This is a genomic window from Micromonospora okii, from assembly GCF_020884795.1.
Taxonomy (GTDB): Bacteria; Actinomycetota; Actinomycetes; order Mycobacteriales; family Micromonosporaceae; genus Micromonospora; species Micromonospora okii.
The window spans coordinates 175953-198985 of sequence record NZ_BBZF01000016.1 but is presented as its reverse complement, the minus strand read 5'-3'; the positions used below and the strand labels follow the sequence as shown (position 1 = coordinate 198985).

Sequence of the window (23033 nt, the reverse complement as noted above, 5' to 3'; positions counted from 1 at the left end):
TCCCGGTCACGGGCGCTCGCCGTCGTAGACGCGGGGCACCCGGACGCCGCCGAACCGGGTGACGATCTCGTAGTTGATGGTGCCGACGGCGGCGGCCCAGTCGTCGGCGGTGGGCTCGCCGTCGGCGCCGGGCCCGAACAGGGTCGCCACGTCACCGGCGGCCACCGGGTCGTCGCCGCAGTCGATCACGAACTGGTCCATGCAGACGCGGCCGGAAACGGCCCGCCGCCGGCCGGCGAGCTGCACCGGCCCGCAGTTCGAGGCGTGCCGGGGCACCCCGTCGGCGTAGCCGAGCGGCACCACCGCGAGGTTGGCGTCGGCCTCGGTGAAGTACGTGTGGCCGTACGAGACGCCGCTGCCGGCCGGCACCCGCTTGGCGAGCGTGACCCGGGCGCGGGCGGTCATCGCCGGGCGCAGCCCGAAGCTCTCCCCGGCCACCGGGGAGAGCCCGTAGGTGGCGATGCCGGGCCGGACCAGGTCGAAGTGGGTGTCGGGGCGGGTCAGGGTGGCGGCGGAGTTGGCCAGGTGCCGGTAACGCGGGCGCAGCCCGGCCCGCTCGACCATGTCCAGCCCCTCGTGGAAGACGGCGAGCTGGCGGTCGGTGGTGGGGTGGCCGGGCGAGTCCGCGTACACGAAGTGGCTCCACACGCCCACCACCTCGACCAGGCCGTCGGCCTGGGCCTTCGCGGCGGCCTCCAGCAGCGCCGGCCAGTCGGCGACGGTGGCCCCGCTGCGGGCCAGGCCGGTGTCGATCTTCAGGTGCAGCCGGGCCGGGCGTCCCGCCCGCCGGCCCGCCTCGACCAGCTCGTCGAGCTGGGGCAGGCTCGCGGCGGCCAGGTCCACCCCGGCCTCGACGCCGGAGTGCAGCGGCAGCCCCGGGGCGAGCAGCCAGGCCAGCACGGGCGCGGTCACACCGGCCCGGCGCAGGGTCAGCGCCTCGTCCAGAGTGCAGACGCCCAGCCAGTCCGCTCCCGCGTCCAGCGCGGCGCGGGCCGACGGGACCATGCCGTGGCCGTACCCGTCGGCCTTGACCACCGCCATCAGCTCGGCGCTCGTCCCGGCCCGCAGGCGCGTCACGTTCTCCCGGATCGCGTCGAGATCGATCCGTACCTCGGACTGCCACATGCCCCCAGCCTACTGATCGCCGTGGGCCGGCCGGGGCGCAGTCGCCGCCGACACGGGCGGGGCGGTCAGGGCAGGCGGGCCACGACCGGGCGGAGCGCGGCGGCCACGTCGGTCGCGGTGACCGGGCCGCCCCGGGCCGCCTCCCGACCGGCCAGCCCGTGCAGGTACCCCGCCACGGCTGCGGCCCGCTCCGGGGCCAGCCCGGCGGCGAGCAGCGAGCCGAGCAGTCCGGCCAGCACGTCGCCGGTGCCTCCGCTGGCCAGGGCGGGGGTGCCGGTCGGGTTGGCGTACGCCCGGCCGTCGGGGGTGGCGACGACCGTGCGGCTGCCCTTGAGCAGGACCACCGCGTTCATCCAGGCGGCCAGCCGCAGCGCGGCGGCGACCCGGTCCGCGCCGGGCTCCTCGCCGCAGAGCCGGGTGAACTCCCGGTCGTGCGGGGTCACCACGGTCGGCGCGTCCCGCCCGCGCAGCAGGTCGGCCATCGACCCGTCGAGGAGCAGGGTCAGCGCGTCGGCGTCGAGCACCACCGGCACCGGGGCGGCGAGCACCGCGCGCAGCTCGGCTGCGGCCCCGGCGTCCGTGCCGAGCCCGCAGCCGCAGACCCACGCCTGCACGCGCCCGGCGTCGGCGACCCGCCCGCTGGCGATCACCGACGGGTGGTGGCGCAGCACGTCGACGCGGGCGCCGCCGGCGTACCGGACCAGGCCGGTCGGGCCGGCGAGCGCGCCGCCGACGGAGAGCACGGCCGCCCCCGGGTACGCGGTCGAGCCGGTCGCCAGGCCGACCACGCCCCGGGTGTACTTCTCGGCGGCGGGGCCCAGCTCCGGCCACCACTCCACGACGTCGGACCACTCGGTGACCCGCAGCGCGGGGGTGCCGCGCAGCCACGGCCCGAGCCCGATGTCGACCAGCTCGACCTCGCCGGCCAGCGCCGCCGCCGGGCCGACCGCCAGGGCAGGCTTGAGCGCGCCGAACGCCACCGTCACGTCGGCCCGCACGGCGGTGGGCCGACCGTCGGCGGACGGCGGCACGTGCCCGGTGTCGACGGCCACCCCGCTCGGGGTGTCCACGGCGACCACGGCGGCCCGCCCGCCGTCCCGGCCGCGCAGGTCGGGCAGCTCGGCGGCGAGGCGACCGGCCGCCTCGCGCAGGCCGCCGGTGCCGCCGATCCCGACGATCCCGTCCAACACCAGGTCGACCACGGCCGGCGGGCGGTCCACCAGGCGACCCCCGGCGGCCCGCAGCGCGGCCAGCCCGCCCGCGTGCGCCCGGCCGGGGCTGAGGAGCAGGGCCGACACGGCGGCCCCCCGGCGGGCCAGGCGCTCCCCCGCGTACAGGGCGTCGCCGCCGTTGTCGCCCGTGCCGACGAGCAGCAGCACCCGGGCGCCGTAGACCCCGCCCCGGTCGGCGAGCAGCAGCGCGCAGCGGCGGGCCAGCCCGGCGGCGGCCCGCTGCATCAGCGTCCCCTCGGGGAGGGTGGCCATCAGCCCGGCCTCCGCCGCCCGTACGTCCGCGACCCGCCACACCGGTTTCATGCCACCCCGTCCCGTCCGCCCCGCGCCGGCCCAGCCACTCGGCGCCCGTCGGGGCCGACCGCGACTCACCCTACCGGCGGCGGGCGGGCGCAGATTAGCCGTCGGGCCGAGCGGGGGCAACGCCTGTGGACGACCGGCGGGTACGGGCCGGCCCCGTCGTCCACAGGGCTCCCCGGGTGGCCCGGGGGCCGCCTAGCGTCGGCGTCGCCGTCGCGCGTCGACGCCGGCTGGAGGGGTCGGCGCGAGCGGCGGCACCGAGCCGGAGGGAGCCCCGATGAGCGAGCAACCGTTCACCGTCCGCCCCGAGCTGCTGCGCCAGGTGGCCGGGGCGCTCGGCGACGACGCGTACCGGCTGGCGCGGGGCCTGGCCGGGGTGTCCGGGCTGGTCGTGCCGGCACCCCAGTGGCGTTCGGCGGCGGCCCTGGCCGCCCTGGAGACGGCGACGCACGCCTGGTGCGGCGCGCTCGGCGCGCGGGTGGCCGCCGCCGGGGCCGCGCTGACCGCCGCCGCCGAGGGCTACCAGGCGGCCGACGAGCGGGCGTCCCGCCGGCTGACGGCGGTCCCCCGGTGAGCCGCCCGACGGCCGACGTCGCGGCGGCCGGCCGGGGCGCACCGGGCAGGGGCCGGCCTGCGGCACCCTCCGTCGCCCCCGGGGACGGGTACGCCCGGCTGTGGGCGGCCGGCCCGGCCCGGTGGGCGGACGCGGGGGCGGTCTGGCGGGGGCTGACCGGGCTGGCCGACCGGCGGGCGGCCGAGCTGGCCGGGGCGGCCGGCGCGCTGCGGACCGGCTGGACGGGGCCGGCCGCCGGGGCGGCGGGCGGGCGGATCGACTCGCTCCGGGTCGACGTGGCCGCCCTCGGGCCGGCGGTGATCGAGGCCGACCAGGTGCTCGCCGAGCTGGCCGGGCGGCTGGGCCGGGCGAAGGCCGGGCTGGTCGAGGCGGTAGCCCTGGCCGACGCGGGCGGAGTGCGGCTCGACCGGCAGGGCCGGGCGAGCGCCGACCCGGCGCGGGCGCGGCCCGGCGCGCCCGACCCGCCGGTGGCGCGGGTCGCCGCCGCCGTGGCCGCGGCGCTGGCGGCGGCCGACGCGGCCGACCGGGAGGCGGCCGACCGGCTCGACGAGCTGGCCGGGTCCGCCCGGCGGGGCTGGGTCTCGCCGCCCCCGCCGTGGCGTCCGCCCCCGGGCGCCGCCCCGGAGACCGTCCGCTCCTGGTGGGCCGGGCTCACCCCGGCCCAGCGCCGCTGGCTGGCGGCGCGGGAGCCGGAGCTGGTCGGTCGGCTCGACGGGGTGCCGGTGGCGGCCCGGGACCAGGCCAACCGCCTGCTGGTCGGCCGGCGGCGGGAGGCGCTGCTGGCCGAGCGGCGCCGGCTGCTCGGGCGGCTGCCGCGCGGGCCGGCGGAGCTGGTCGCGCTGTCCCGGGTGGAGTCCACCCTGGCGGGGCTGGACGCGCTGGCCGCCCGGCTGGCCGGCGGCGGGCAGCCCCGGGCGTACCTGCTCGGGCTCGACCCGGGCGGCGAGGGCCGGGCGGTGGTGGCGCTGGGCGACCCGGACCGGGCCGACCGCGTGCTGACGTACGTGCCGGGGATGACCGCCGGGCTCGCCGACGCCACCGGCGAGCTGGGCCGGGCGGCCCGGGTGCAGGCCCGCTGCGCGGCGCTGGACCCGACCGGGTCGACGGCGGCGGTCCTCTGGCTGGACTACGACGCGCCCGACTTCCTGCACGAGGCGTTCCTGCCCGGCCAGGCCCGCGACGCCGGCCCGGCGCTGCACCGGTTCCAGGAGGGGCTGCGGGCGACCCACGACGGGCCGCCGGCCCGGCAGACGGTGCTCGGGCACAGCTACGGCTCGCTGGTCGTGGGCACCGCCGCGCGCGAGCACGGGCTCGCCGCCGACGCGCTGGTCTTCGTCGGTTCGCCCGGCGTCGGGGTGGACCGGGCCGACGCGCTGCGGCTGCCCTCCGGCGAGGTCTGGGCGAGCACCGCGCCGGACGACGCGATCCGGCTGGCCCCCACCCCCGACGAGCTGCCCCGCCGTGTCCTGCGCGGGCTCAGCCCGCTGACCGCAGTGCTGACCGGCCGCGACGACCACGCGCTGTGGTTCGGCCACGACCCGGCCGACCCGGGCTTCGGCGGGCGCACCTTCCCCAGCGGCCGGTACGGCCACACCGGCTACTGGGAGCCGGGCAACCCGGCCCTGGACGGCATGGCCCGCGTCGTCCTCGGGCGGTGACCGTGCCGCCCGCCGGCGTCGTCGGCCCCCACCTGGCGACGGCATCAGCCCCCGCCCAGCGGCGGAGGAGGGCCGGCGGGCTACTCGACGGTGACGGACTTGGCGAGGTTGCGGGGCTGGTCCACGTCGTGGCCCCGGGCGGCGGCGATCTCCGCCGCGAGCACCTGCAACGGCACGGTGGTCACCAGCGGCGCGAGCAGCGTCGGCGTGCGCGGCACCCGGATCAGGTGGTCGGCGTAGCGGACCACCGCCTCGTCGCCCTCCTCGGCGATCACGATGGTCCGGGCGCCCCGGGCCCGGACCTCCTGGATGTTGGAGACGACCTTGTCGTGCAACATGCCCCGGCCCACCGGGGACGGCACGATGCAGATCACCGGCGTCCCCTCGTCGATCAGGGCGATCGGGCCGTGCTTCAGCTCGCCGGCGGCGAACCCCTCGGCGTGCATGTAGGCCAGCTCCTTGAGCTTGAGCGCGCCCTCCAGCGCCACCGGGTAGCCGACGTGCCGGCCGATGAAGAGCACGGTCGGCTCGGCCCGAAGCTGGCGGGCCAGCTCCCGCACCGGCTCGATCCGGTCGAGCAGCTCGCGCAGCTTGCCGGGCATCTGGTGGAGCTGGTCGACCACGGCGGCGACCTCGTCGGCGAACTTGATCCCGCGCACCTGTGCGAGGTGCAGCCCGATCAGGTAGCAGGCGACGAGCTGGGTGAGGAACGCCTTGGTGGAGGCGACGGCGATCTCCGGCCCGCCGTGGGTGTAGAGGACGGCGTCGGACTCGCGCGGGATGGTGGAGCCGTTGGTGTTGCAGATGGCGAGCACCCGGGCCTTCTGCTCCTTGGCGTGCCGCAGCGCCATCAGGGTGTCCATCGTCTCGCCGGACTGGGAGATCACGACGATCAGCGTGGACCGGTCGAGGACGGGGTCGCGGTAGCGGAACTCGCTGGCCAGCTCCACCTCGCAGGGAATCCGGGTCCAGTGCTCGATGGCGTACTTGGCGACGAGGCCGGAGTGGTACGCGGTGCCGCAGGCGACGATGAAGACCTTGTCGACGTCGCGGAGGTCCTGGTCGCTGAGGCGGACCTCGTCGAGCATGATCTCGCCGCTGTCGGTGAGCCGGCCGAGCAGGGTGTCGGCGACGGCCTGCGGCTGCTCCTCGATCTCCTTGAGCATGAACCAGTCGTAGCCGCCCTTCTCGGCGGCCGAGGCGTCCCAGTCGACGTGGAAGTCCTTGCCGGTGGCGGGCCGGCCGGCGAAGTCGGTGATCTCGACGGCGTCGGGGGTGATCAGGACGATCTGGTCCTGCCCCAGCTCGATCGCGTCGCGGGTGTGCTCGATGAACGCGGCGACGTCGCTGGCGAGGTAGTTCTCCCCGTCGCCCCGGCCGACCACCAGCGGGGAGTTGCGCCGGGCGCCCACCACCGCGCCCGGCATCCCGGCGTCGACGGCGAGCAGCGTGAACGCGCCCTCCAGCCGCCGGCAGACCGCGCGCATCGCGGCGGCGAGGAGCTGCGGGCCGTCCGGCTCGCCGGCCGCGCGCAGGCCGGCCAGCGCGGCGGAGAGCAGGTGGGCGGCGCACTCGGTGTCGGTGTCGCTGGCGAACTGGACGCCGGTCTCCTCCAGCTCGGCGCGGAGCTTGGCGAAGTTCTCGATGATGCCGTTGTGGATCACGGCGACCCGGCCGTCGGGGGCCAGGTGCGGGTGGGCGTTGCGGTCGGTGGGGCCGCCGTGGGTGGCCCAGCGGGTGTGCCCGATGCCGGTGGTGCCGTCGCCGATGCCGATCGGGCTCGCGGCGCAGCCCGCCGGGTCGACGGCGGCCCGCTCGGCCAGCACCTTCTCGAGGTTCGACAGCTTGCCCGCCTTCTTCTCGGTCAGCAGCTCGTCGTCGCAGACCACGGCGACGCCGGCCGAGTCGTAGCCGCGGTACTCCAGGCGGCGCAAGCCGTCGAGCACGATGCCGAGCGCCGGGCGGGAGCCCGCGTAACCCACGATTCCACACATGGTTCGCAGCCTAGCCCAGTTTCACTCACCACACGTGCGCGGAAGCCGGGTAAACAAGCACCGAATTTGATCGAAGGGGCGGAGGGGGTGGTCCGGGGCACGAACCTCCCCCGACGGCTCCGCCCGCCCCCTGCTGGCCGGCGGGGCCGGCCGAGCCCTGCCATGTCGCCGACATGGCGGCTTCTCAACCCCCCGGATACCGCCATGTCGGCGGCACGGGGGCGATTCGACCCGCCGCCGTTCGCGTAGCCGGGCAGCCCGGTCAGCCGGGCGGCCTGCACGCGAGGTTGAACTCGCTCGATCGGGCCGTACGCTGGCTGACGTGACGACGACCGCGAATGCCGACCCGCTGGTGGCCCGGATGCGCCCGTTCGGGACGACCGTCTTCGCCGAGATGTCCGCCCTGGCCGTGCGCACCGGCGCGGTCAACCTCGGTCAGGGCTTCCCGGACACCGACGGCCCGCCCGAGATGCTCGCCGCCGCCGTGGAAGCGCTGCGCGGCGGCCAGAACCAGTACCCGCCGGGTCCGGGCGTCCCGGTGCTGCGGTCCGCCGTCGCCGACCACCAGCGCCGGTTCTGGGGCCTGGAGTACGACCCGGACGGCGAGGTCGTCGTCACCGCCGGGGCCACCGAGGCGATCGCCGCGAGCATCCTCGCCCTTTGCGAGCCGGGCGACGAGGTGGTCTGCTTCGAGCCGTACTACGACTCGTACGCCGCCTCGATCGCCCTCGCGGGGGCGGTGCGCCGGCCGGTGACGCTGCGGCCCGGGGCGGACGGCCGGTACGCCTTCGACCCGGACGCGCTGCGCGCCGCCTTCGGGCCGCGCACCCGGCTGGTGCTGCTGAACTCGCCGCACAACCCGACCGGCAAGGTCTTCACCCGCGACGAGCTGACCCTGGTGGCCGAGCTGTGCCGGGAGCACGACGCCTACGCGGTGACCGACGAGGTGTACGAGCACCTGGTCTTCGCCGACGCGGCCACGGCGCACGTGCCGCTGGCCACCCTGCCCGGGATGCGGGAGCGCACCCTGCGGATCTCGTCGGCCGGCAAGACGTTCTCCTGCACCGGCTGGAAGGTCGGCTGGGTCAGCGGCCCGGCCCCGCTGGTCTCGGCGGTGCTGCGGGTCAAGCAGTTCCTCACCTTCGTCAACGGCGCGCCGTTCCAGCCGGCGGTGGCCGTGGCCCTCGGCCTGCCCGACGCGTACTTCGCCGACTTCGCGGCCGACATGCGGGCCCGGCGGGACCAGCTCGTCGCCGGGCTGACCGACGCGGGCTTCGGCGTCCTGGTCCCGGAGGGGACGTACTTCGTCACCGCCGACGTCGGCCCGCTCGGCGGGCGGGACGGGGTGGAGTTCTGCCGCTCGCTGCCGGAGCGCTGCGGGGTGGTGGCGGTGCCGACGCAGGTCTTCTACGACGACGCGGAGGCGGGCCGGCGGCTGGTCCGGTTCGCCTTCTGCAAGCGGCCGGAGGTGCTCACCGAGGCGGTGGCCCGGCTGCGCCGGCTGAGCGCCGGCTGACGCCCCGCCCCCAGCCGCCCACCACGCCCGCACGCCCCGCCCTCAGCCGCTCGCCACGCCAGCCCTCCCCATCCCCAGCCGCTCACCGGCGGCGCCCCACCGTCAGCCGGCCGCGCGCGCCGGGCCGGCGCCCCGGGCGGGCGGGGCCGACCCGGGGGCGCTGCCGCCGGCCCCGGGGGCGCTCCCGTCAGCTCCGGGGCGGGTCGCCGCGAGCGAGGCGACCAGCGCCCCGCCGTCGGCGAGCAGCGTCGCCTCGGCGTCGTCGACGAACGCGAGGTCGGCCTCGACGTGCCGGCTCGCGGCGGAGAGCAGCAGGCCCACCACCGGGTCGTCGGCCCGACGGCGCAGCCCGTCGAGGTTGCGCAGTTCGCGCATCAGGTGCCCGCGCTGGTTGGCGAGCACCGCCCGCACCGTGGCCGGCACGCCGGATCGGGCCGCCGCGGTGACCTTGAGGAAGAAGTCGTCCCGGAAGCCGCCGCTGCGCGGGCTGGGTTCGGCGAGCCAGCGGCCCAGCTCGGCCCGGCCCGCCTCGGTGATCTCGTAGACCACCCGGTCGGGCTTCACCGGCTGGGCCTGTCGTTCGGCGACGACCAGCTCGTCGCGGGAGAGCCGGTCGAGGATCTGGTAGAGGTGGCCGATGTTCAGCGGCCCCCACTGCGGCCCCACCGTCTCCTCGAACGCGCCCTTGAGTTCGTAGCCGTAGCTGCGCCCCCGGGCGAGCAGGGCCAGGACCGCGTGCTGGATCGCCACCGTCTCCTCCGTTCCGCCGCGCCGGCCGGAGCGACTCCGGACCCGGCCTTGCATTGTCACAATGTATCCCGCAGAGTGTGGAGCAGCACACGGGGAGGCGCGACATGCTCAACTTCGTCTGGGGACAGCTACGCGGCCGTGCGGGACGGTCGGTGGCGCTGCTGGTCGGCGTGCTGGTGGCAACCACCGGCTTCGTCGTCCTGACCGGCGCCACCACCACCTCCCGGCTCGCCGTCACCGGCACCGTCGCGCGGGGCACCGACGCCGCGTACGACATCCTGGTCCGCCCGAAGGGCGCGCGCACCCCGCTGGAGGCCGAGCGCCGGCTGGTCCAGCCCAACTACCTCTCCGGTCTCTTCGGCGGCATCACCACCGCACAGTACGACCGGGTGAAGGCGGTCGCCGGGGTGGACGTGGCCGCCCCCATCGCCATGCTCGGCCACTCCACCGCCCCGGTGCCGACCCCGCTGGACCTGACCGACGCGGTGGACCGCTCGCTCGACCGGCAGGTCATCCGCGTCGACCCCCGGTTCGTCGCCGAGCGCGGGCTCTCCGGCGCGCCGGGCCGCCCCCGCTACGTGTACGTCACCACCCACCCGTTGATCTACCCCCGCATCGACCTGCCTCAGCCCAGCGACGCCACGCCGTACACCGACGGGCGAAGCTATCCCTGGGCCCCGTGCGGGTGGGCCGCGCCCCGCGAGGTGCTGCCCGACGGCCGCACCCGGGCCGTCTGCGACCCCCGGTCGGCCCTGGGTAGCCCGGGCGCGTACTCCGAGCGCGAGGAGTGGTCGCTGATGGCCGTGCGGCTGCTCCCCGACGGCCGGTTCGAGGCCGGCGGGGGCGTCTTCCCCGACGCGGGGTCGGGCCCCTCGTCCACCTCGGAACGGCTGCGGATCGCGGTCAGCCTGACGGTGCCGCTCCTGCTCGCCGCCGTGGACCCGGCCGCCGAGGACCGCCTCGTGGGCCTCGGCGGGGCGGTGGTCGACGGGCGGGCGCTCGGCCCGGACGACACGGTGACCGTCAGGCGGAGGGACGGGGAGGAGAGGCACACCGTGCCGGTGCTCGCGACCAGCAGCCCCTTCGTCGACGAGGAGCTGCGCGCCAGCTTTACCCGGCTGCCCGCGGCCCGCCCCGCCGGCGTCGAACTCCCCGACCTGGAGCGGGCCCTGCGGCGCGGCCGCGAGCTCCCCGCCGGCGACGGCCGGCACGACGTGGCCGCCGGCTGGCGCGCCCGGCTCGCCGCGGGCGTCTCCCCGGACGGCTGCTGCTTCGGCCAGCTCCAGGCGGTGGTCCAGGCCGGGCCGACGCGGTACGACCGGCTGCCCGACGGCACGCTGCGGGTCGGCGCGCTCCCGGCGGCCGACCCGGAGGTCTACGGCGACCAGATCACCTTCAACCCCTACCCGCGTCCCTGGCTGGCCGAGGACACCGGGGCGCGGTCGCTGCGCAAGCTCCCGCTGAGGAAGGGGAATCCGCGCAACCTGCTGTTACGGGGCTGGCGGGCCGTGGGGGTCTTCGACCCGGGGAAGCTGACCGGCTTCAGCGACCTCGGGCGGGTGCCGCTGGAGACGTACGAGCCGCCGTCGGCGCAGGGCGCGGACGCCCGCAGCCGGGACGCCCTGGGCGGCCGGCCGCTGGAGCCGGGCGGCAACCCGGCCGGCCACCTCGCCGCGCCGCCGCTGCTGCTGACCACCCTCGACAGCGTGCCGAAGCTGCTGGCGGGCGGCGGCAGCCCGCAGCTCGCCGCCCCGATCAGCGCGATCCGGGTCCGGGTGGCCGACGTGGAAGGCTACGACGAGCGGTCCGCCGAGCGGGTCCGGCTGGTCGCCGAGCGGATCGCCCAGGCCACCGGGCTCGACGTCGACATCACGCTCGGGTCGTCCCCTGCCCCGCAGGCCGTGGAGCTGCCCGCCGGGTCGTTCGGCCGGCCGGCCCTGCGGCTGACCGAGAACTGGTCGGCGCTCGGGGTCGCCTCGGTGATCACGAAGGCGGTGGACCGCAAGAGCGCCGCGCTCTTCGTGCTGGTGCTGGTGGTCTGCGCGCTCTTCCTCGGCAACGCGGTCGCCGCCGCCGTCCGGGACCGCCGCTCCGAGCTGGCGGTGCTCGCCTGCCTGGGCTGGCCGGCCCGCCGCATCGCCGCGCTGATCCTCGGCGAGGTCGCCGCGCTCGGGCTGGCCGCCGGGCTGCTCGCGCTGGGGCTGGCGGTCCCGCTCGGGGCGGCGCTCGGCATCGACGTGGGGTGGGGGCGGGCGCTGCTGGCCGTACCGGTGGCCCTGCTGCTGGCGCTGGTCGCGGGCCTGACGCCGGCGCTGCGGGCCGCGCGCGCCCACCCGGCCGCCGCGCTGCGACCGCCGGTGGCGACGGCCCGGTGGGTACGCCGCCCGCGCACCCTGGCCGGCCTCGCCCTGGCCAACCTGCTGCGCACCCCCGGGCGCACCCTGCTCGGCTCCGGCGCGCTGGCCATCGGGGTGGCCGCGCTGACCCTGGTCGCCGCCGCCGGGTACGCCTTCCGGGGCGCGATCGTCGGCAGCCTGCTGGGCGACACGGTGTCGCTGAGCGTCCGGGGCGCGGACACGCTGGCGGCCGTCGCGACGGTGCTGCTCGGTGCGGCGGCGGTCGCCGACGTGCTCTACCTGAACATCCGGGACCGGGCCGCCGAGCTGGCCACGCTGCGGGCGGTCGGCTGGACCGACGCCGCGCTCGCCCGCCTGATCGCGTACGAGGGTCTGCTCCTCGGCGCGCTCGGGGCCCTCGCCGGTGCGGCGCTCGGCCTGGGCGGGGCGGCCTGGCTGGCCGGCGGCCTGCCGGGGGCGCTGCTGCTGGTGGCCGCCGCGGTCGCCGCCGCCGGGGTGCTGGTCACCTGCGCGGCGGCGCTGGTCCCCGCCGCCCTGCTGCGCCGCCTGCCGACCGCACGACTGCTCACGGAGGAATGACGATGGACGCGACCACGGGCAGCACCGTCCGGGTGACCGGGCTCGTCCGGCGGTTCCGCGCCGGCACCGAGCCGATCACCGCCGTCGACGAGGTGTCGCTGGAGATCGCCGCCGGTTCGGTGGTGGCGCTGACCGGGCCGAGCGGCTCCGGCAAGTCGACGCTGCTGCACCTCGTCGGGGCGATCGAGCAGGCCGACAGCGGGACGGTCACCGTCGACGACGTGGAGGTCACCGCGCTGCGGCGGGCGGCCCTGGCCCGGTACCGGCAGCGGATCGGCTTCGTCTTCCAGCGCTACCACCTGCTGCCGGCGCTGACCGTGCTGGACAACGTGATCGCCCCGGTGCTGCCCCGGCGCGGCCGGGTCGACCCCGTGGGCCGCGCCCGGGAGCTGCTCGACGCGGTCGGCCTGGCCGGCCGGGAACGCTCCCTGCCGACGCAGCTCTCCGGCGGCCAGCAGCAGCGCGTCGCCATCGCCCGCGCGTTGATGGGCGAACCCCGGCTGCTGCTGGCCGACGAGCCGACCGGCAACCTGGACTCGACCACGGGTGGGCAGATCCTCGACCTGCTGCTGGACCTGCGGGACCGGCACGGGATGACGATCCTGCTGGCGACTCACGAGCGGGCAATCGCCGCCCGGTGCGACCGGCTGGTCCGGCTCGGCGACGGGCGGATCGTCGAGGACGTGGACCTCACCGACGGCGAGGACCCGGCCGACACCTACGACCGGGTCTCCCGCCTGCGCCTGTGAGGCCGCGCGTCAGGCCGTGGGGCTGGCGGCGCGGACCCGCTCGGCGATGCGCTCGGCGACCTCGCGGGCGGTGCCCTCCGTGGCCGCCTCGACCATCACCCGCACCAGCGGCTCGGTGCCCGAGGGGCGCAGCAGCACCCGGCCGGTCTCCCCCAGCTCCGCCTCGGCCCGCTCGACCTCGGCCCGGACGGCGGGCGCGGCGGCACCCACGGAACGGTCCCCGACCGGCACGTTGATCAGCACCTGGGGCAGCTTCGTCACCACGGCGGCCAGCTCCGCGAGGGACTTCCCGGTGGCGGCCATCCGGGACATCAGGTGCAGCCCGGTCAGCACGCCGTCGCCCGTGGTGGCGTGCGCCGGCATGACGATGTGACCGCTCTGCTCGCCGCCGAGCGCGAGCCCCGAGGCGCGCAGCTCCTCCAGCACGTACCGGTCGCCGACCTTGGTCTCGAGCAGCCGGATGCCCTGGGCGGACATCGCCAGGCGCAGGCCGAGGTTGCTCATCACGGTCGCCACCAGGGTGTCGTCGGTGAGCGCGCCGGCCTCGCGCATGGCCACGGCGAGGACCGCCATCACCTGGTCGCCGTCGACCTCGTCGCCGTCGGCGGTGACCGCCACGCACCGGTCGGCGTCGCCGTCGTGGGCGATGCCCAGGTGCGCTCCGTGCGCGACCACGGCCTCCCGCAGCCCGTCGATGTGGTTGGAACCGCAGTCGTCGTTGATGTTGAGGCCGTCCGGCTCGGCGTGGATGGCGATCACCTCGGCGCCGGCCTCCCGGTACGCCACCGGCGCCACCTCGGCCGCCGCGCCGTTGGCGCAGTCGACCACGACCTTGATCCCGTCGAGGCCGTGCGGCACGGTGCCGATCAGGTGCTGGACGTAGTGGTCGGCGCCGTCGAGCAGGTCGTGCACCCGCCCGACCCCGGCGCCGGTCGGCCGGTCCCACGCGGTGATCCCGTTCGCCTCGACGGCGGCCTCGATGCGCTGTTCGATCTCGTCCGGCAGCTTGTGCCCGCCGGCGGCGAAGAGCTTGATGCCGTTGTCCGGCATCGGGTTGTGCGAGGCGGAGAGCATGACGCCCAGGTCGGCCTTGGCCTCGGCGGTGAGGAACGCCACGGCCGGGGTGGGCAGCACGCCGACCCGGACCACGTTCGCGCCGGCGCTGGTGAGCCCGGCCACGACGGCCGCCTCCAGCATCTCGCCGCTGGCCCGGGTGTCGCGGCCGACCACGGCCAGCGGCGGATGGCTGCGATCCGTCTCGGCGAGTGTGTGGGCGGCGGCCACGGCCACCGCGAGCGCCAGCTCGGGGGTGAGATCCGCGTTCGCCCGCCCGCGTACGCCGTCCGTGCCGAACAACCGGCCCATACCCGCCAACCTCCGATGAAGCGGTGCAACAGAAAAAGCGGAACGGCCGGGCCACCTCCCGTCGAGGGGAGGCGGACCCGGCCGTCCGTCAGAAGTACAACGTGCCGCTGAAGATCAGCGCTTCGAGTACTGGGGAGCCTTACGGGCCTTCTTGAGGCCGTACTTCTTGCTCTCCTTGACCCGGGCGTCACGGGTCAGGAAGCCGGCCTTCTTCAGGGCCGGGCGGTCGTCCGGCTCGCTGACGATCAGCGCCCGGGCGATGGCGAGCCGCAGCGCACCGGCCTGGCCGGTGGTGCCGCCGCCCCGCAGGTTGGCGATGACGTCGAACGCCTCGGGCTTCTCGGCGGTCACCAGCGGGTCCTTGATGAGCTGCTGGTGGACCTTGCTCGGGAAGTACGCCTCGAGGTCGCGGCCGTTGCAGGTGATCTTGCCACTGCCGGGGACGATGCGCACCCGGACGATGGCCTCCTTGCGGCGGCCCACGGTCTGGATCGGCCGGTCGCCACGGGGCGCGCGGACGACGGGCGCCGGCGCCTCGGTGGCCTCGGGGGCAACCTCGGTCTCGGTGATGTCGGTCATGCTGCTTCCTTCGCCCGCGCTCACTGCGCGATCTGCTTGATCTCGAACGGCGCCGGCTGCTGCGCGCCGTGCGGGTGCTCGGCACCGGCGTAGACCTTCAGCTTCTTGATGAGCTGACGGCCGAGCTTGTTGTGCGGGAGCATCCCCTTCACGGCCAGCTCGATGGCCCGCTCGGGACGCTTGCTGAGCAGCTCCTCGTAGCCGACCTGCTTCAGACCACCCGGGTAGCCGGAGTGGCGGTAGGCGATCTTCTGCTGGCGCTTGTTGCCGGTCAGCGCGACCTTGCCCGCGTTCACGATGACGACGAAGTCGCCCGTGTCGACGTGCGGCGCGAAAGTCGGCTTGTGCTTGCCGCGCAGCAGCGTGGCGGCGTGGGTGGCCAGGCGGCCCAGCACGACATCAGAGGCGTCGATAACGTGCCACTGACGCTCGATCTCACCCGGCTTCGGGCTGTACGTACGCACAGGTCTACCTTGTCTCGTCGTCGGTCTGGGGTCACGCGCCAAGGCGACCAGGGCTTCCCGGCCGGGCCAGCGCGCACGAACGACCAAGCGTACCTGATGCGGCACGCCTCTGGATGTCGTACAACAGCAGGCAACGATACCCGGGGGCACGTCGGCAGGTCAAAACGGGGTCGCTCGGCACTCCCACCGCCAACGGTCATGATAGAGGTCACGCCTCGACCCGAGCCATCCGGGGCCGCCGGCATTCGGGGAGCCCGGGTCTCCACCCGTTGCCGCAGGTGCGGAGTGAGGCTTCCTCGACCGACCCGGGGACCGATCGGGACGCGGAGCCGAAACCGCCCGGCGGCCCGTTCCGCAGATATGACGGACCAACGCGCGGCCGGGCGACCCGACCGGGAGGCCGCCCCCGGGAAGCGGCCACACCGCGCCTTCGGCGGGACGCCGGGCGGGCGCCGTGCCGCCCCCTACCGCCTGCCTCACGCGCGCGGCGGGCCGGGGCGCGAATTCACGGAAAGGCTGTCCTTCGAGGCGCTGTCGCGCCCTGGCTTCCGTGAATTCGCGCGCCCACGACGTCGGCGCGTCCGTCAGCCGACCGGGGTCGGGTAGCCGCGGCCGTGCTCGGCCTGGAGGCGGAGCATGGCGTGCTCGACGACGGTGACCAGGACCTGCTTCACCGACTCGCGGTGCCGGGCGTCGGTCATTATCAACGGCACCTGGGGCGAGATGGCGAGGGCCTCGCGGACCTCCTCCAGCGCGTACTGCGGCGCGCCGTCGAACCGGTTGAGCGCCACCACGTACGGCAGCCGCCGGTTCTCGAAGTAGTCCAGCGGCGCGAACGCGTCGGTGATCCGGCGGGTGTCGACCAGCACCGCCGCGCCCACCGCGCCTTTGATGATCTCGTCCCACATGAACCAGAACCGGGTCTGTCCGGGTGTGCCGAACAGATACAGGATCAGGTCCTCGGCCATGGTGATGCGGCCGAAGTCCATGGCGACGGTGGTGGTCTGCTTGCCCGGCACCTTCGACGGGTCGTCGATGCCGACGCCGGCCGCGGTCATCACCGCCTCCGTGGTCAGCGGAGTGATCTCCGAGACCGCGCCGACCAGCGTCGTCTTGCCCACGCCGAAGCCGCCCGCAACCACGATCTTCGCGGAGGTGATCCCGCGGTTGCGGCGTGCCCCGGCGGGGTCATAGCCTGCGAAGTCCACTTAGCACCCTTCCAAGGATTTCCATCCGCTCCTCGTACCCTTCGGGCGGAGCGGCAGTGTGTAGCGTCAGCAGGCCCTCGGCCACCATGTCGGCGATCAGCACCCGGGCGACCCCCAGCGGCAGGCGGGCGTAGGCGGCGACCTCCGCGAGCGACTGCGGCCGGCCCTCGCAGATCGTGGCGATCCGGTGCTTGTCGTGGCCGGCGAACCGGGACTCCGCGACGGCCGTCGCGCTGGCCGTCAGCACCGCCTCCAGCGCGATGTCCTGGCGCGGCTCGGTGCGGCCGCGGGTGACCGCATACGGACGCACCAGCGCGCCGCGCGGGTCTTCCCGTCGTTGGTCCATCGGCGATCACCCCCTCCGGTCGGCGTCGTCCGTCGACGCCGGCAAATCCGAACGTGGCCGGGTGCGCTACGCGCGCACCGCGTCCCGGGGCAGCGGCACCAGCGCGGCGCCCACCCGCTCGACCAGGAGCGCCATCTCGTAGCCCACCTGCCCGACGTCACAGCTACGGGCGGCGAGCACCGCCATCGACGAGCCGTCACTGATCGACATGAGGAACAGGTATCCGCTGTCCATCTCGATGACCGTCTGGAGCACCCCGCCGGCGCTGAACATGCGGGCCGCGCCCTCGGTCAGGCTCACCACGCCCGAGGTGATCGCGGCGAGCTGGTCGGCCCGGTCCGGCGGGAGGTCCCGCGAGGAGGCGAGCAGCAGCCCGTCCGCAGACACCGCCACCACGTGGGCGATGCCCGCCACGCTGTCGGCGAAGTTGCTGAGCAGCCAACCCATGTCCTGCATGGCCGCTGGCCTGTTCATCGGTTCGTCTCCTTGGTCGAGGTGCTGGTGGGGTCCGCGCCGGCCGTCCGTCCGCGCTGCACACCGCGGTGGTAGGCCGACAGCAGGCCGCGTACTTCGTCGGGGGTTCGCCGGCTGCGGTCCCGGTTGCTCTTCTGCTCGATCCCACCGGGGACGAGCTGCGCCTGCGGCACGCGCTTGGGCAGGCCGGAGCGGGTGGTGCCGGCGGCGGTCGGCTCGGCCGCCCGGCTGGCCCGGGACCAGCCGTCGTCGGCGGCGGTCCGCCACGCCTCCGGGTCGACCGCCGGCTGCCCGGCGGAATCGGCCGGAGCGGGGTCGCCGGAACCGGCCGCGGCCGGCTGCGGGGGCGGCGCCACCGGCGGGGCGTAGGCCGGCGGCGAGGCCGGCGGAGCGTACGCCGGCGGCGAGGCCGGCGCCGAGCCGTCCGCGGGGGTCGCCCCCGGGGTGCGGGTGGGCAGCGGCGGCCGGGGCGCGACCGCCGGGGCGGCGGGCGCGGCGGTCGCGGCCGGCGTCGGCGGTTCGTCGAACTTGGGGCGCTGGAAGATCGCGGTCACGTCGTTACCGTGGGAACGGAACCACACCGCCTCCATCTCGCGGAATATCGGTGCCTCGGCCGGCGGGGCCGGGCGGGCGACCACCGGGGTGGGCGGGGCGGTCTGCGGCGTGCCGGCGACCGGGCCGGCCGGCAGCACCGGCGCGGTCGGCTGCCCCGGCTGGGGCCGCTGGGGCAGTTGGGCCGGCGGAGTCGGCGGGGCCAGTTGGGCCGGCGGAGCGGCCGAGGCGGTGGGGGCGGTCGGCCGGGAGCCGTCCCCGCCGGGCACCCGCTTCGGCAGCGCGTCGATCGCCGGGAACACCACCGTCGGGCTGCCGACCGACATGCCGCCGGCCGGCGGGAACGTCGGCTGCGTCGGGGCGGGCGGCTGCGGGGCGGGGGCCGGCTCGACGGCCGGGGGCGTCGGCGGGGACAGGGCCGGGCCGCCGAACGGCGCGGTCGGCGCGCCGTCCCCCGGCACCTGCCAGCGGGCCGGCGCCGACGCGGGGCTGCGCCACTGGTCGGTCAGGGTCGCGGTGCGGCCGCCGGCCAGCGGCTCGTTCGAACCGGCCGGGCTCAGCGGCGGCTGCTCCGCCGGCTGGCGCGCCGGGGTCAGCGGGGCCGGGGCCGGCTCGCGGCCGCGCAGCGCGGGCAGCACCACCGTCGAGCTGGGCAGCGTCACCTGGGCGACGGTGCCGCCCTCGACGTTGCGCCGCAGCTCCACCCGGATGTTGTAGCGGGAGGCGAGGCGGCTGACGACGGCCAGACCCATCAGCCGGAACGCGGCCACGTCGACCGTGGACGGGGCGGAGAGCCGGCGGTTGAGCGAGTCGAGCTGCTCGTCGGTCAGGCCGAGGCCCCGGTCCTCGATCTGGATCAGGACGTAGTCCCGGATGCGCCGGCCGTCGGCGACCACCACCGTGTTCGGCGGCGAGAAGCGGGTGGCGTTGTCGAGCAGCTCGGCGACCAGGCGGACGACGTCGTTGACGGCGTGCGCGGCGACCGAGATGTCGGTGTCGACGGTGCCGAACTCGATGCGGTTGTACTGCTCGACCTCGGACTGGGAGGCCCGCAGCACGTCGATCAGGAGCGCGTCGTCGCGGCGCGGCACGGCCGAGTCGGCGCCGGCGAGGACCAGCAGGTTCTCGTCGTTACGGCGCATCCGGGTGGCCAGGTGGTCCAGCTCGAAGAGCTGGGCGAGACGCTTCGGGTCCTCCTCGCCGCGCTCGATCGCGTCCAGCTCGCCGATCATCCGGTCGACCAGGGTCTGACTGCGCCGGGCGAGGTTGAGGAACATCGCCGAGACGCTGGTACGGAGCGCGGCCTGCTCGGCGGCGACCCGGACGGCCTCCCGGTGGACGACGTTGAACGCCTGGGCCACCTGGCCGACCTCGTCGCGGTTGGTGAGCTTGATCGGGTCCCGGACCTGCCGGACGATCTCGTCCACGCCGCCGTCGCCGACGTTGCCGACGTTCTGGAGCCGGGCGACCGCGTCGGGCAGGTCGCGGGTGGCCACGGAGAGCGCGCCCTCCCGCAGGCGGCGCAGCGAGTGGTTGAGCGAGCGGGCCAGCACCACGGCCAGCGTGACGGCAATGAGGAGGGTCAGCAGCACCAGCACCGCTTCGATGATCGCCTGCTGGATGACGCCCGAACGGGCCTCGTCGGTCTCGGCGAGCAGACGGTCCTGGAGCCGGATCTCGGCCCACCGCATCAGGTCGTTGACCGAGCCGATGGAGGCGGACGCCTGGGCGGCGGAGAGCGGGGCGTTCTGCCCGACCGACCGGGTGAGGTCGGCGGCCACCCGGTCGGCGAGCACCACGGCGTCGCCGGAGACCGTGCTGTCGACCAGGGCCCGCTGGGTCGGGTCTGCGGCCAGGGTGAAGGAGACCAGCGCCTCCTGCTGGCTGGTCAGGGTGGCCACGAACGCGGAGAACTGCTCCTCGTCGAGGCGGCCGGCGGAGAGCGCGGTGAAGGCCACCGACTCCTGCTCGGCGACCGCCGCCTTCGCGTGGGCGAACGCCGCCACCGCGCGGCGGTTGTCGGCCAGGCTCTCCTGGCCGGGGAGCTGGGCGAGCGCGTCGCCGTAGGAGACCAGGTCGGTGAGGATGACGCCGTAGCGCAGCGCGGCCTCGGCGACCGGCATCTGCTTGCGGTCGAGCACCTCCTGCCGGGTGCCGTTCAGCGTCCGCAGGTGGTCGTCGATGGTCCGGAGGCGCTCGCGCGCCCCGCCCGGGACCTCGCCGATCCGCTTGCGCTCGGCGTTGTACTCGGCGATGCGCGCGTCGGTGCCGCGTACCCGCAGGTTGTACTCGTCGGCCCGGTCCTTGGCGTTCGGCTTGGCCAGCAGGCTCGCCGCCGCCATCCGCTCCTTGTGCAGGTCCTGGGTCAGCGCGGAGATGTCGATCGACAGTTCGGTCAGCGACCGGAGGCGGGTCGCCTCGTACGCGCCCTCACCGGTCGTGATGAGCCGGACGGTGGCGAGCGCGATCACCGCCGCCACCGGGACGACCAGGATCAGCGCCAGCTTCGAGCGGATCCGCGCGTCCCGCAGGCGAGGTAGCCGCCGGCGACGCCCCTCGTCCGCCTCGCCGCTCTCGGGCAGGGTCGTAGGTCCGGTGCTCACGACATCGCCTCCGTCGTTTCTTCCACGCCTGAACCGCCGACTCCTGCCCGGCGCAGCGGACAGCACCGCGCGCGGCACGGCCGCGATTTCATCAGAGAAGATCGTGTTTGGGAAGTCGTGGTGAGGTAGGAAACGGTCGCACGGCACTCATCGCGTGATCCGGTCAACTAATACCTTCATTTCCACAGGCCCCTGATCAGGGCATGTGACTCCAGAGTGGTCATCCGCTAATGCAAAGTGAGCATTTGCAAACATTGGGTAACCCCACGATGTGGGACGCCCGTCCCGAAAGCTTCGGCGTAGCCGCGCTTGACCACAGGCCCCGGCATTGGCAAGGTTTTGCAGGCTTCGCGCACACCGTACGGCAGACCAATCCCGCGCCTCCACTGAGGACGGGTCAAGCGGCGGTGACCGGGCAACGCCCGCGCCGCACCTGGAAGGACTGAGTTGATCCCCATCCGCTCCGTGACCATAGCGGCGCTCGCCTCGGCCGTCCTGGCCACCACGCTCACCGGCTGCCAGTTCGGCGCGGACGAGCAGGACACGAGCCCCATCGTGATCGCCGTGGACCTGGAACTCTCCGGCTCCGCCGCGCCCGTCGGCAAGGCGTACCAGCGGGCCCTGGAACTGAAGGTCGAACAGTTGAACTCCTCGGGCGCCCTGGGTGCCCGTAAGGTCGAGCTGAAGGTGAAGGACAACCGCTCGGACGCGGGCGAGTCCCTCCGCAATATCGGTGACTTCGGCAACGACTCGGCGGTCAGCGCCGTCATCATGGGCGGCTGCAACGAGTGCGCCGTGGGCGCGGTGGACACCATCAACAAAAGGAAGCTGCCCACCATCGCCCTCGCCCCGTCCAGCGCCGTCGCCAGCCCGGTGGCCGACCGCCGGTACGTCTTCAAGCTGGCCCCGAACGCGGCCGACAACGCCTCCGCCCTCACCACCGAGCTGAGCCGACGCGGCATCAGCAAGGTCACCGTGCTGCACACCGAGGACGACTACGGCAAGGAGGGGCTCGCCGCCCTCCAGGCCGAGTTCGAGAAGGCCGACATCGAACTGCTGGGCCAGGAGTCGGTGAAGACCAACGACGCGGACGTGGCCGATCAGGTCGGCGCCCTGACCGGGCAGGACGCGAAGGCCATGGTCGTCTGGACGACGCCGGAGCAGGCGATGCTCGCCGCGGGCGCGGCCCAGCAGGCCGGCTTCAAGGGCGGGCTCTTCTTCGACGCCGCGGCGGCCGGGGACCTCTTCCTCGGCGCCTCCTCCCGGTCGGCCGAGAAGGCCACCCTGATCTTCACCCAGACCATGGTGATCGACGACGTCATCGCCACCACCCCGGCCAAGGCGGCGCGCCGCCAGTGGTTCCAGGACTACACGGCCCGGTTCGGCGGCTACAACGGCTTCTCCTCGTTCGCCGCGGACGCCGTCCAGCTCATCGTCGACGCCGAGCTGCGGGCCAGCGACGCCGCCGGCCGGTCCCGCCGCGACGAAATCCGGGATGTCCTGGAGACGTCCCAGATGGACGGCCTCTCCGGGCCGATCCGGATGACCCCGGACAACCACTCAGGGCTGATGCCGCAGGCCCTCACCACGCTGGTCGCCCGGGGCGGCCGGTGGCGGCTGGCCGGCTGACGGCGGCGAGGCGGCCCGCCGTGGCCGGTACCGGGCGGTGACGCCCCGGTGCCACGGCGGGCCGCTTCGCGTCGCGGGTCAGCGGGTCGATGTGGTGGCCCGGACCCAGGGCAGGGCGAGGCGCTCCACGAACACCAGCGCCGAGTAGAGCAGGATGCTGATCAGCGCCACCAGCATGATCGCCGCCCAGGCCGTCGCGGTGTCGCCGATGCCGGAGTACTGGGTGATCACGTACCCGAGCCCGCTCTCGCCGGCCTGGAACTCGCCGATCACCGCGCCGATCGCGGCCAGCGGCATGGCCACCTTGAGGCCGACGAAGATCTGCGGCAGCGCGGCCGGGAAGCGCACCTTGCGGAACGCCTGCCACCAGGACGCGTTCCAGGAGCGGACCAGCTCGGCCAGGTCGGCCGGCGTGGTGGTCAGCCCGGTCGCGGTGGAGAGCACGATCGGGAAGAAGCACAGCAGGAACACCATAGTCAGGATCGGCCGCTGCCCCCAGCCGAACGCCACCACCAGCAGCGGCCCCAGGGTGATCTTCGGGACCGCGTTGACCGCGACGAGCAGCGGGGTGAACATCCGCTCGACCGTGCGCGAGGCGGCCAGGGAGAGCCCGAGCAGGACGCCGGCCGCGGCGGAGAGCGCGAAGCCGATCAGGATCTCCAGCAGGGTGTCGCGGGTGTGTTCGAGCATCTGGACCGGCTTGTCGACGAAGGCGGTCAGCACCGAGCCGGGGGTGGGCAGCGCGGCGGGATGGACCAGTTCGAACCGGGCGGTGAGCCACCACGCCGCGAACGCGACCAGCAGGCCCGCCGCCGGCAGCAGCATCCCGTTCACGCCGGCCCGCACGCCGTCGCCACGGGCGGGGCGCCCGGGGGCTACGGCGCCGGACCGGGCCGCGACCGCCGGCTCCGGTGACCGGAGGTCGGTCATCTCTTTCTCCTCTCCATCCGGCACGGGGGCCGGGAATGGAACGGGGGTA

The 23033-nt window shown here is 75.3% G+C and carries 18 protein-coding genes; 6 read left to right on the top strand and 12 right to left on the bottom strand.

The genetic code is table 11. The annotated features are described in order from the left end of the window. Positions 1-6: 6 nt before the first annotated feature. Positions 7-1125, bottom strand: a complete 1119-nt coding sequence (gene alr / locus LPU43_RS12890; protein ID WP_229400616.1) for an alanine racemase — start codon at positions 1123-1125, stop codon at positions 7-9. A gap of 65 nt (positions 1126-1190) precedes the next feature. Next, entirely contained in the window at positions 1191-2660 is a 1470-nt protein-coding gene (locus LPU43_RS12885; protein ID WP_229400615.1) for an NAD(P)H-hydrate dehydratase, read from the bottom strand. A 274-nt stretch (positions 2661-2934) separates the two neighbouring features. Here LPU43_RS12885 and LPU43_RS12880 point away from each other — a divergent pair, with 274 nt between their 5' ends. Together LPU43_RS12880 and LPU43_RS12875 are read left to right on the top strand one after the other, a co-directional pair. Next, on the top strand, positions 2935-3231 hold the full coding sequence (locus LPU43_RS12880) for a hypothetical protein (protein ID WP_229400614.1): 297 nt from the start codon (positions 2935-2937) through the stop codon (positions 3229-3231). Continuing rightward, positions 3228-4889 carry an alpha/beta hydrolase gene (locus LPU43_RS12875; RefSeq protein WP_229400613.1) on the top strand — a complete coding sequence of 554 codons (1662 nt, stop codon included), beginning with the start codon at positions 3228-3230 and terminating at the stop codon, positions 4887-4889. The genes LPU43_RS12880 and LPU43_RS12875 overlap by 4 nt, the downstream gene beginning before the upstream one ends. A gap of 80 nt (positions 4890-4969) precedes the next feature. Here the strand turns inward: LPU43_RS12875 and glmS are convergent, their stop codons facing one another. Beyond that, on the bottom strand, positions 4970-6883 hold the full coding sequence (gene glmS / locus LPU43_RS12870; protein WP_229400612.1) for a glutamine--fructose-6-phosphate transaminase (isomerizing): 1914 nt from the start codon (positions 6881-6883) through the stop codon (positions 4970-4972). A 322-nt stretch (positions 6884-7205) separates the two neighbouring features. Between glmS and LPU43_RS12865 the strand changes: the two genes are divergently transcribed. Beyond that, positions 7206-8399 (top strand): pyridoxal phosphate-dependent aminotransferase, encoded by a 1194-nt coding sequence (locus LPU43_RS12865; RefSeq protein ID WP_255685345.1) that lies wholly within the window; start codon positions 7206-7208, stop codon positions 8397-8399. Between the two features lie 102 nt (positions 8400-8501). On the opposite strand, the gene LPU43_RS12860 is transcribed toward LPU43_RS12865, so the two are convergent. Beyond that, positions 8502-9149 (bottom strand): PadR family transcriptional regulator, encoded by a 648-nt coding sequence (locus tag LPU43_RS12860; RefSeq protein ID WP_229400611.1) that lies wholly within the window; start codon positions 9147-9149, stop codon positions 8502-8504. 104 nt (positions 9150-9253) lie between these two features. Here LPU43_RS12860 and LPU43_RS12855 point away from each other — a divergent pair, with 104 nt between their 5' ends. After that, positions 9254-12085 carry an FtsX-like permease family protein gene (locus LPU43_RS12855; RefSeq protein WP_229400610.1) on the top strand — a complete coding sequence of 944 codons (2832 nt, stop codon included), beginning with the start codon at positions 9254-9256 and terminating at the stop codon, positions 12083-12085. Between the two features lie 2 nt (positions 12086-12087). Then, positions 12088-12834, top strand: a complete 747-nt coding sequence (locus tag LPU43_RS12850; protein ID WP_229400609.1) for an ABC transporter ATP-binding protein — start codon at positions 12088-12090, stop codon at positions 12832-12834. 9 nt (positions 12835-12843) lie between these two features. Here LPU43_RS12850 and glmM read toward each other — a convergent pair whose 3' ends face one another. The 7 genes from glmM to LPU43_RS12815 all read right to left on the bottom strand — a co-directional run bounded on the left by glmM (position 12844) and on the right by LPU43_RS12815 (position 20425). Then, positions 12844-14199, bottom strand: coding sequence for a phosphoglucosamine mutase (glmM, locus tag LPU43_RS12845; RefSeq protein ID WP_229400608.1), 1356 nt, complete (start codon positions 14197-14199; stop codon positions 12844-12846). Positions 14200-14313: 114 nt separating this feature from the next. After that, the gene (rpsI, locus tag LPU43_RS12840) at positions 14314-14778 is read right to left on the bottom strand and encodes a 30S ribosomal protein S9 (RefSeq protein WP_043965609.1); all 465 of its coding nucleotides are present in this window, start codon (positions 14776-14778) and stop codon (positions 14314-14316) included. Between the two features lie 20 nt (positions 14779-14798). Continuing rightward, positions 14799-15242 (bottom strand): 50S ribosomal protein L13, encoded by a 444-nt coding sequence (rplM, locus tag LPU43_RS12835; RefSeq protein WP_229400607.1) that lies wholly within the window; start codon positions 15240-15242, stop codon positions 14799-14801. A gap of 584 nt (positions 15243-15826) precedes the next feature. After that, positions 15827-16450 (bottom strand): GTP-binding protein, encoded by a 624-nt coding sequence (locus tag LPU43_RS12830; RefSeq protein WP_229400606.1) that lies wholly within the window; start codon positions 16448-16450, stop codon positions 15827-15829. Beyond that, entirely contained in the window at positions 16431-16796 is a 366-nt protein-coding gene (locus LPU43_RS12825) for a DUF742 domain-containing protein (RefSeq protein WP_229400604.1), read from the bottom strand. The genes LPU43_RS12830 and LPU43_RS12825 overlap by 20 nt, the downstream gene beginning before the upstream one ends. Before the next feature lie 66 nt (positions 16797-16862). Beyond that, complete coding sequence (locus LPU43_RS12820; RefSeq protein WP_229400602.1) at positions 16863-17270, bottom strand: roadblock/LC7 domain-containing protein; 408 nt, start codon at positions 17268-17270, stop codon at positions 16863-16865. Beyond that, positions 17267-20425, bottom strand: coding sequence for a sensor histidine kinase (locus LPU43_RS12815; RefSeq protein WP_229400595.1), 3159 nt, complete (start codon positions 20423-20425; stop codon positions 17267-17269). Before LPU43_RS12815 ends, LPU43_RS12820 begins: the two co-directional genes overlap by 4 nt. A gap of 447 nt (positions 20426-20872) precedes the next feature. On the opposite strand from LPU43_RS12815, the gene LPU43_RS12810 reads away from it, so the two are divergent. After that, entirely contained in the window at positions 20873-22054 is a 1182-nt protein-coding gene (locus LPU43_RS12810) for an ABC transporter substrate-binding protein (RefSeq protein ID WP_229400593.1), read from the top strand. A gap of 78 nt (positions 22055-22132) precedes the next feature. Here the strand turns inward: LPU43_RS12810 and LPU43_RS12805 are convergent, their stop codons facing one another. After that, positions 22133-22984 carry an ABC transporter permease gene (locus tag LPU43_RS12805; protein ID WP_229400592.1) on the bottom strand — a complete coding sequence of 284 codons (852 nt, stop codon included), beginning with the start codon at positions 22982-22984 and terminating at the stop codon, positions 22133-22135. Positions 22985-23033: the final 49 nt, after the last annotated feature.

Coding starts and splice junctions, on each gene's coding strand:
- alr (WP_229400616.1), bottom strand. CDS start 1,125: ATGTGGCAGTCCGAGGTACGGATCGATCTCGACGCGATCCGGGAGAAC.
- LPU43_RS12885 (WP_229400615.1), bottom strand. CDS start 2,660: ATGAAACCGGTGTGGCGGGTCGCGGACGTACGGGCGGCGGAGGCCGGG.
- LPU43_RS12880 (WP_229400614.1), top strand. CDS start 2,935: ATGAGCGAGCAACCGTTCACCGTCCGCCCCGAGCTGCTGCGCCAGGTG.
- glmS (WP_229400612.1), bottom strand. CDS start 6,883: ATGTGTGGAATCGTGGGTTACGCGGGCTCCCGCCCGGCGCTCGGCATC.
- LPU43_RS12855 (WP_229400610.1), top strand. CDS start 9,254: ATGCTCAACTTCGTCTGGGGACAGCTACGCGGCCGTGCGGGACGGTCG.
- LPU43_RS12850 (WP_229400609.1), top strand. CDS start 12,088: ATGGACGCGACCACGGGCAGCACCGTCCGGGTGACCGGGCTCGTCCGG.
- glmM (WP_229400608.1), bottom strand. CDS start 14,199: ATGGGCCGGTTGTTCGGCACGGACGGCGTACGCGGGCGGGCGAACGCG.
- rpsI (WP_043965609.1), bottom strand. CDS start 14,778: ATGACCGACATCACCGAGACCGAGGTTGCCCCCGAGGCCACCGAGGCG.
- LPU43_RS12825 (WP_229400604.1), bottom strand. CDS start 16,796: ATGGACCAACGACGGGAAGACCCGCGCGGCGCGCTGGTGCGTCCGTAT.
- LPU43_RS12820 (WP_229400602.1), bottom strand. CDS start 17,270: ATGAACAGGCCAGCGGCCATGCAGGACATGGGTTGGCTGCTCAGCAAC.
- LPU43_RS12805 (WP_229400592.1), bottom strand. CDS start 22,984: ATGACCGACCTCCGGTCACCGGAGCCGGCGGTCGCGGCCCGGTCCGGC.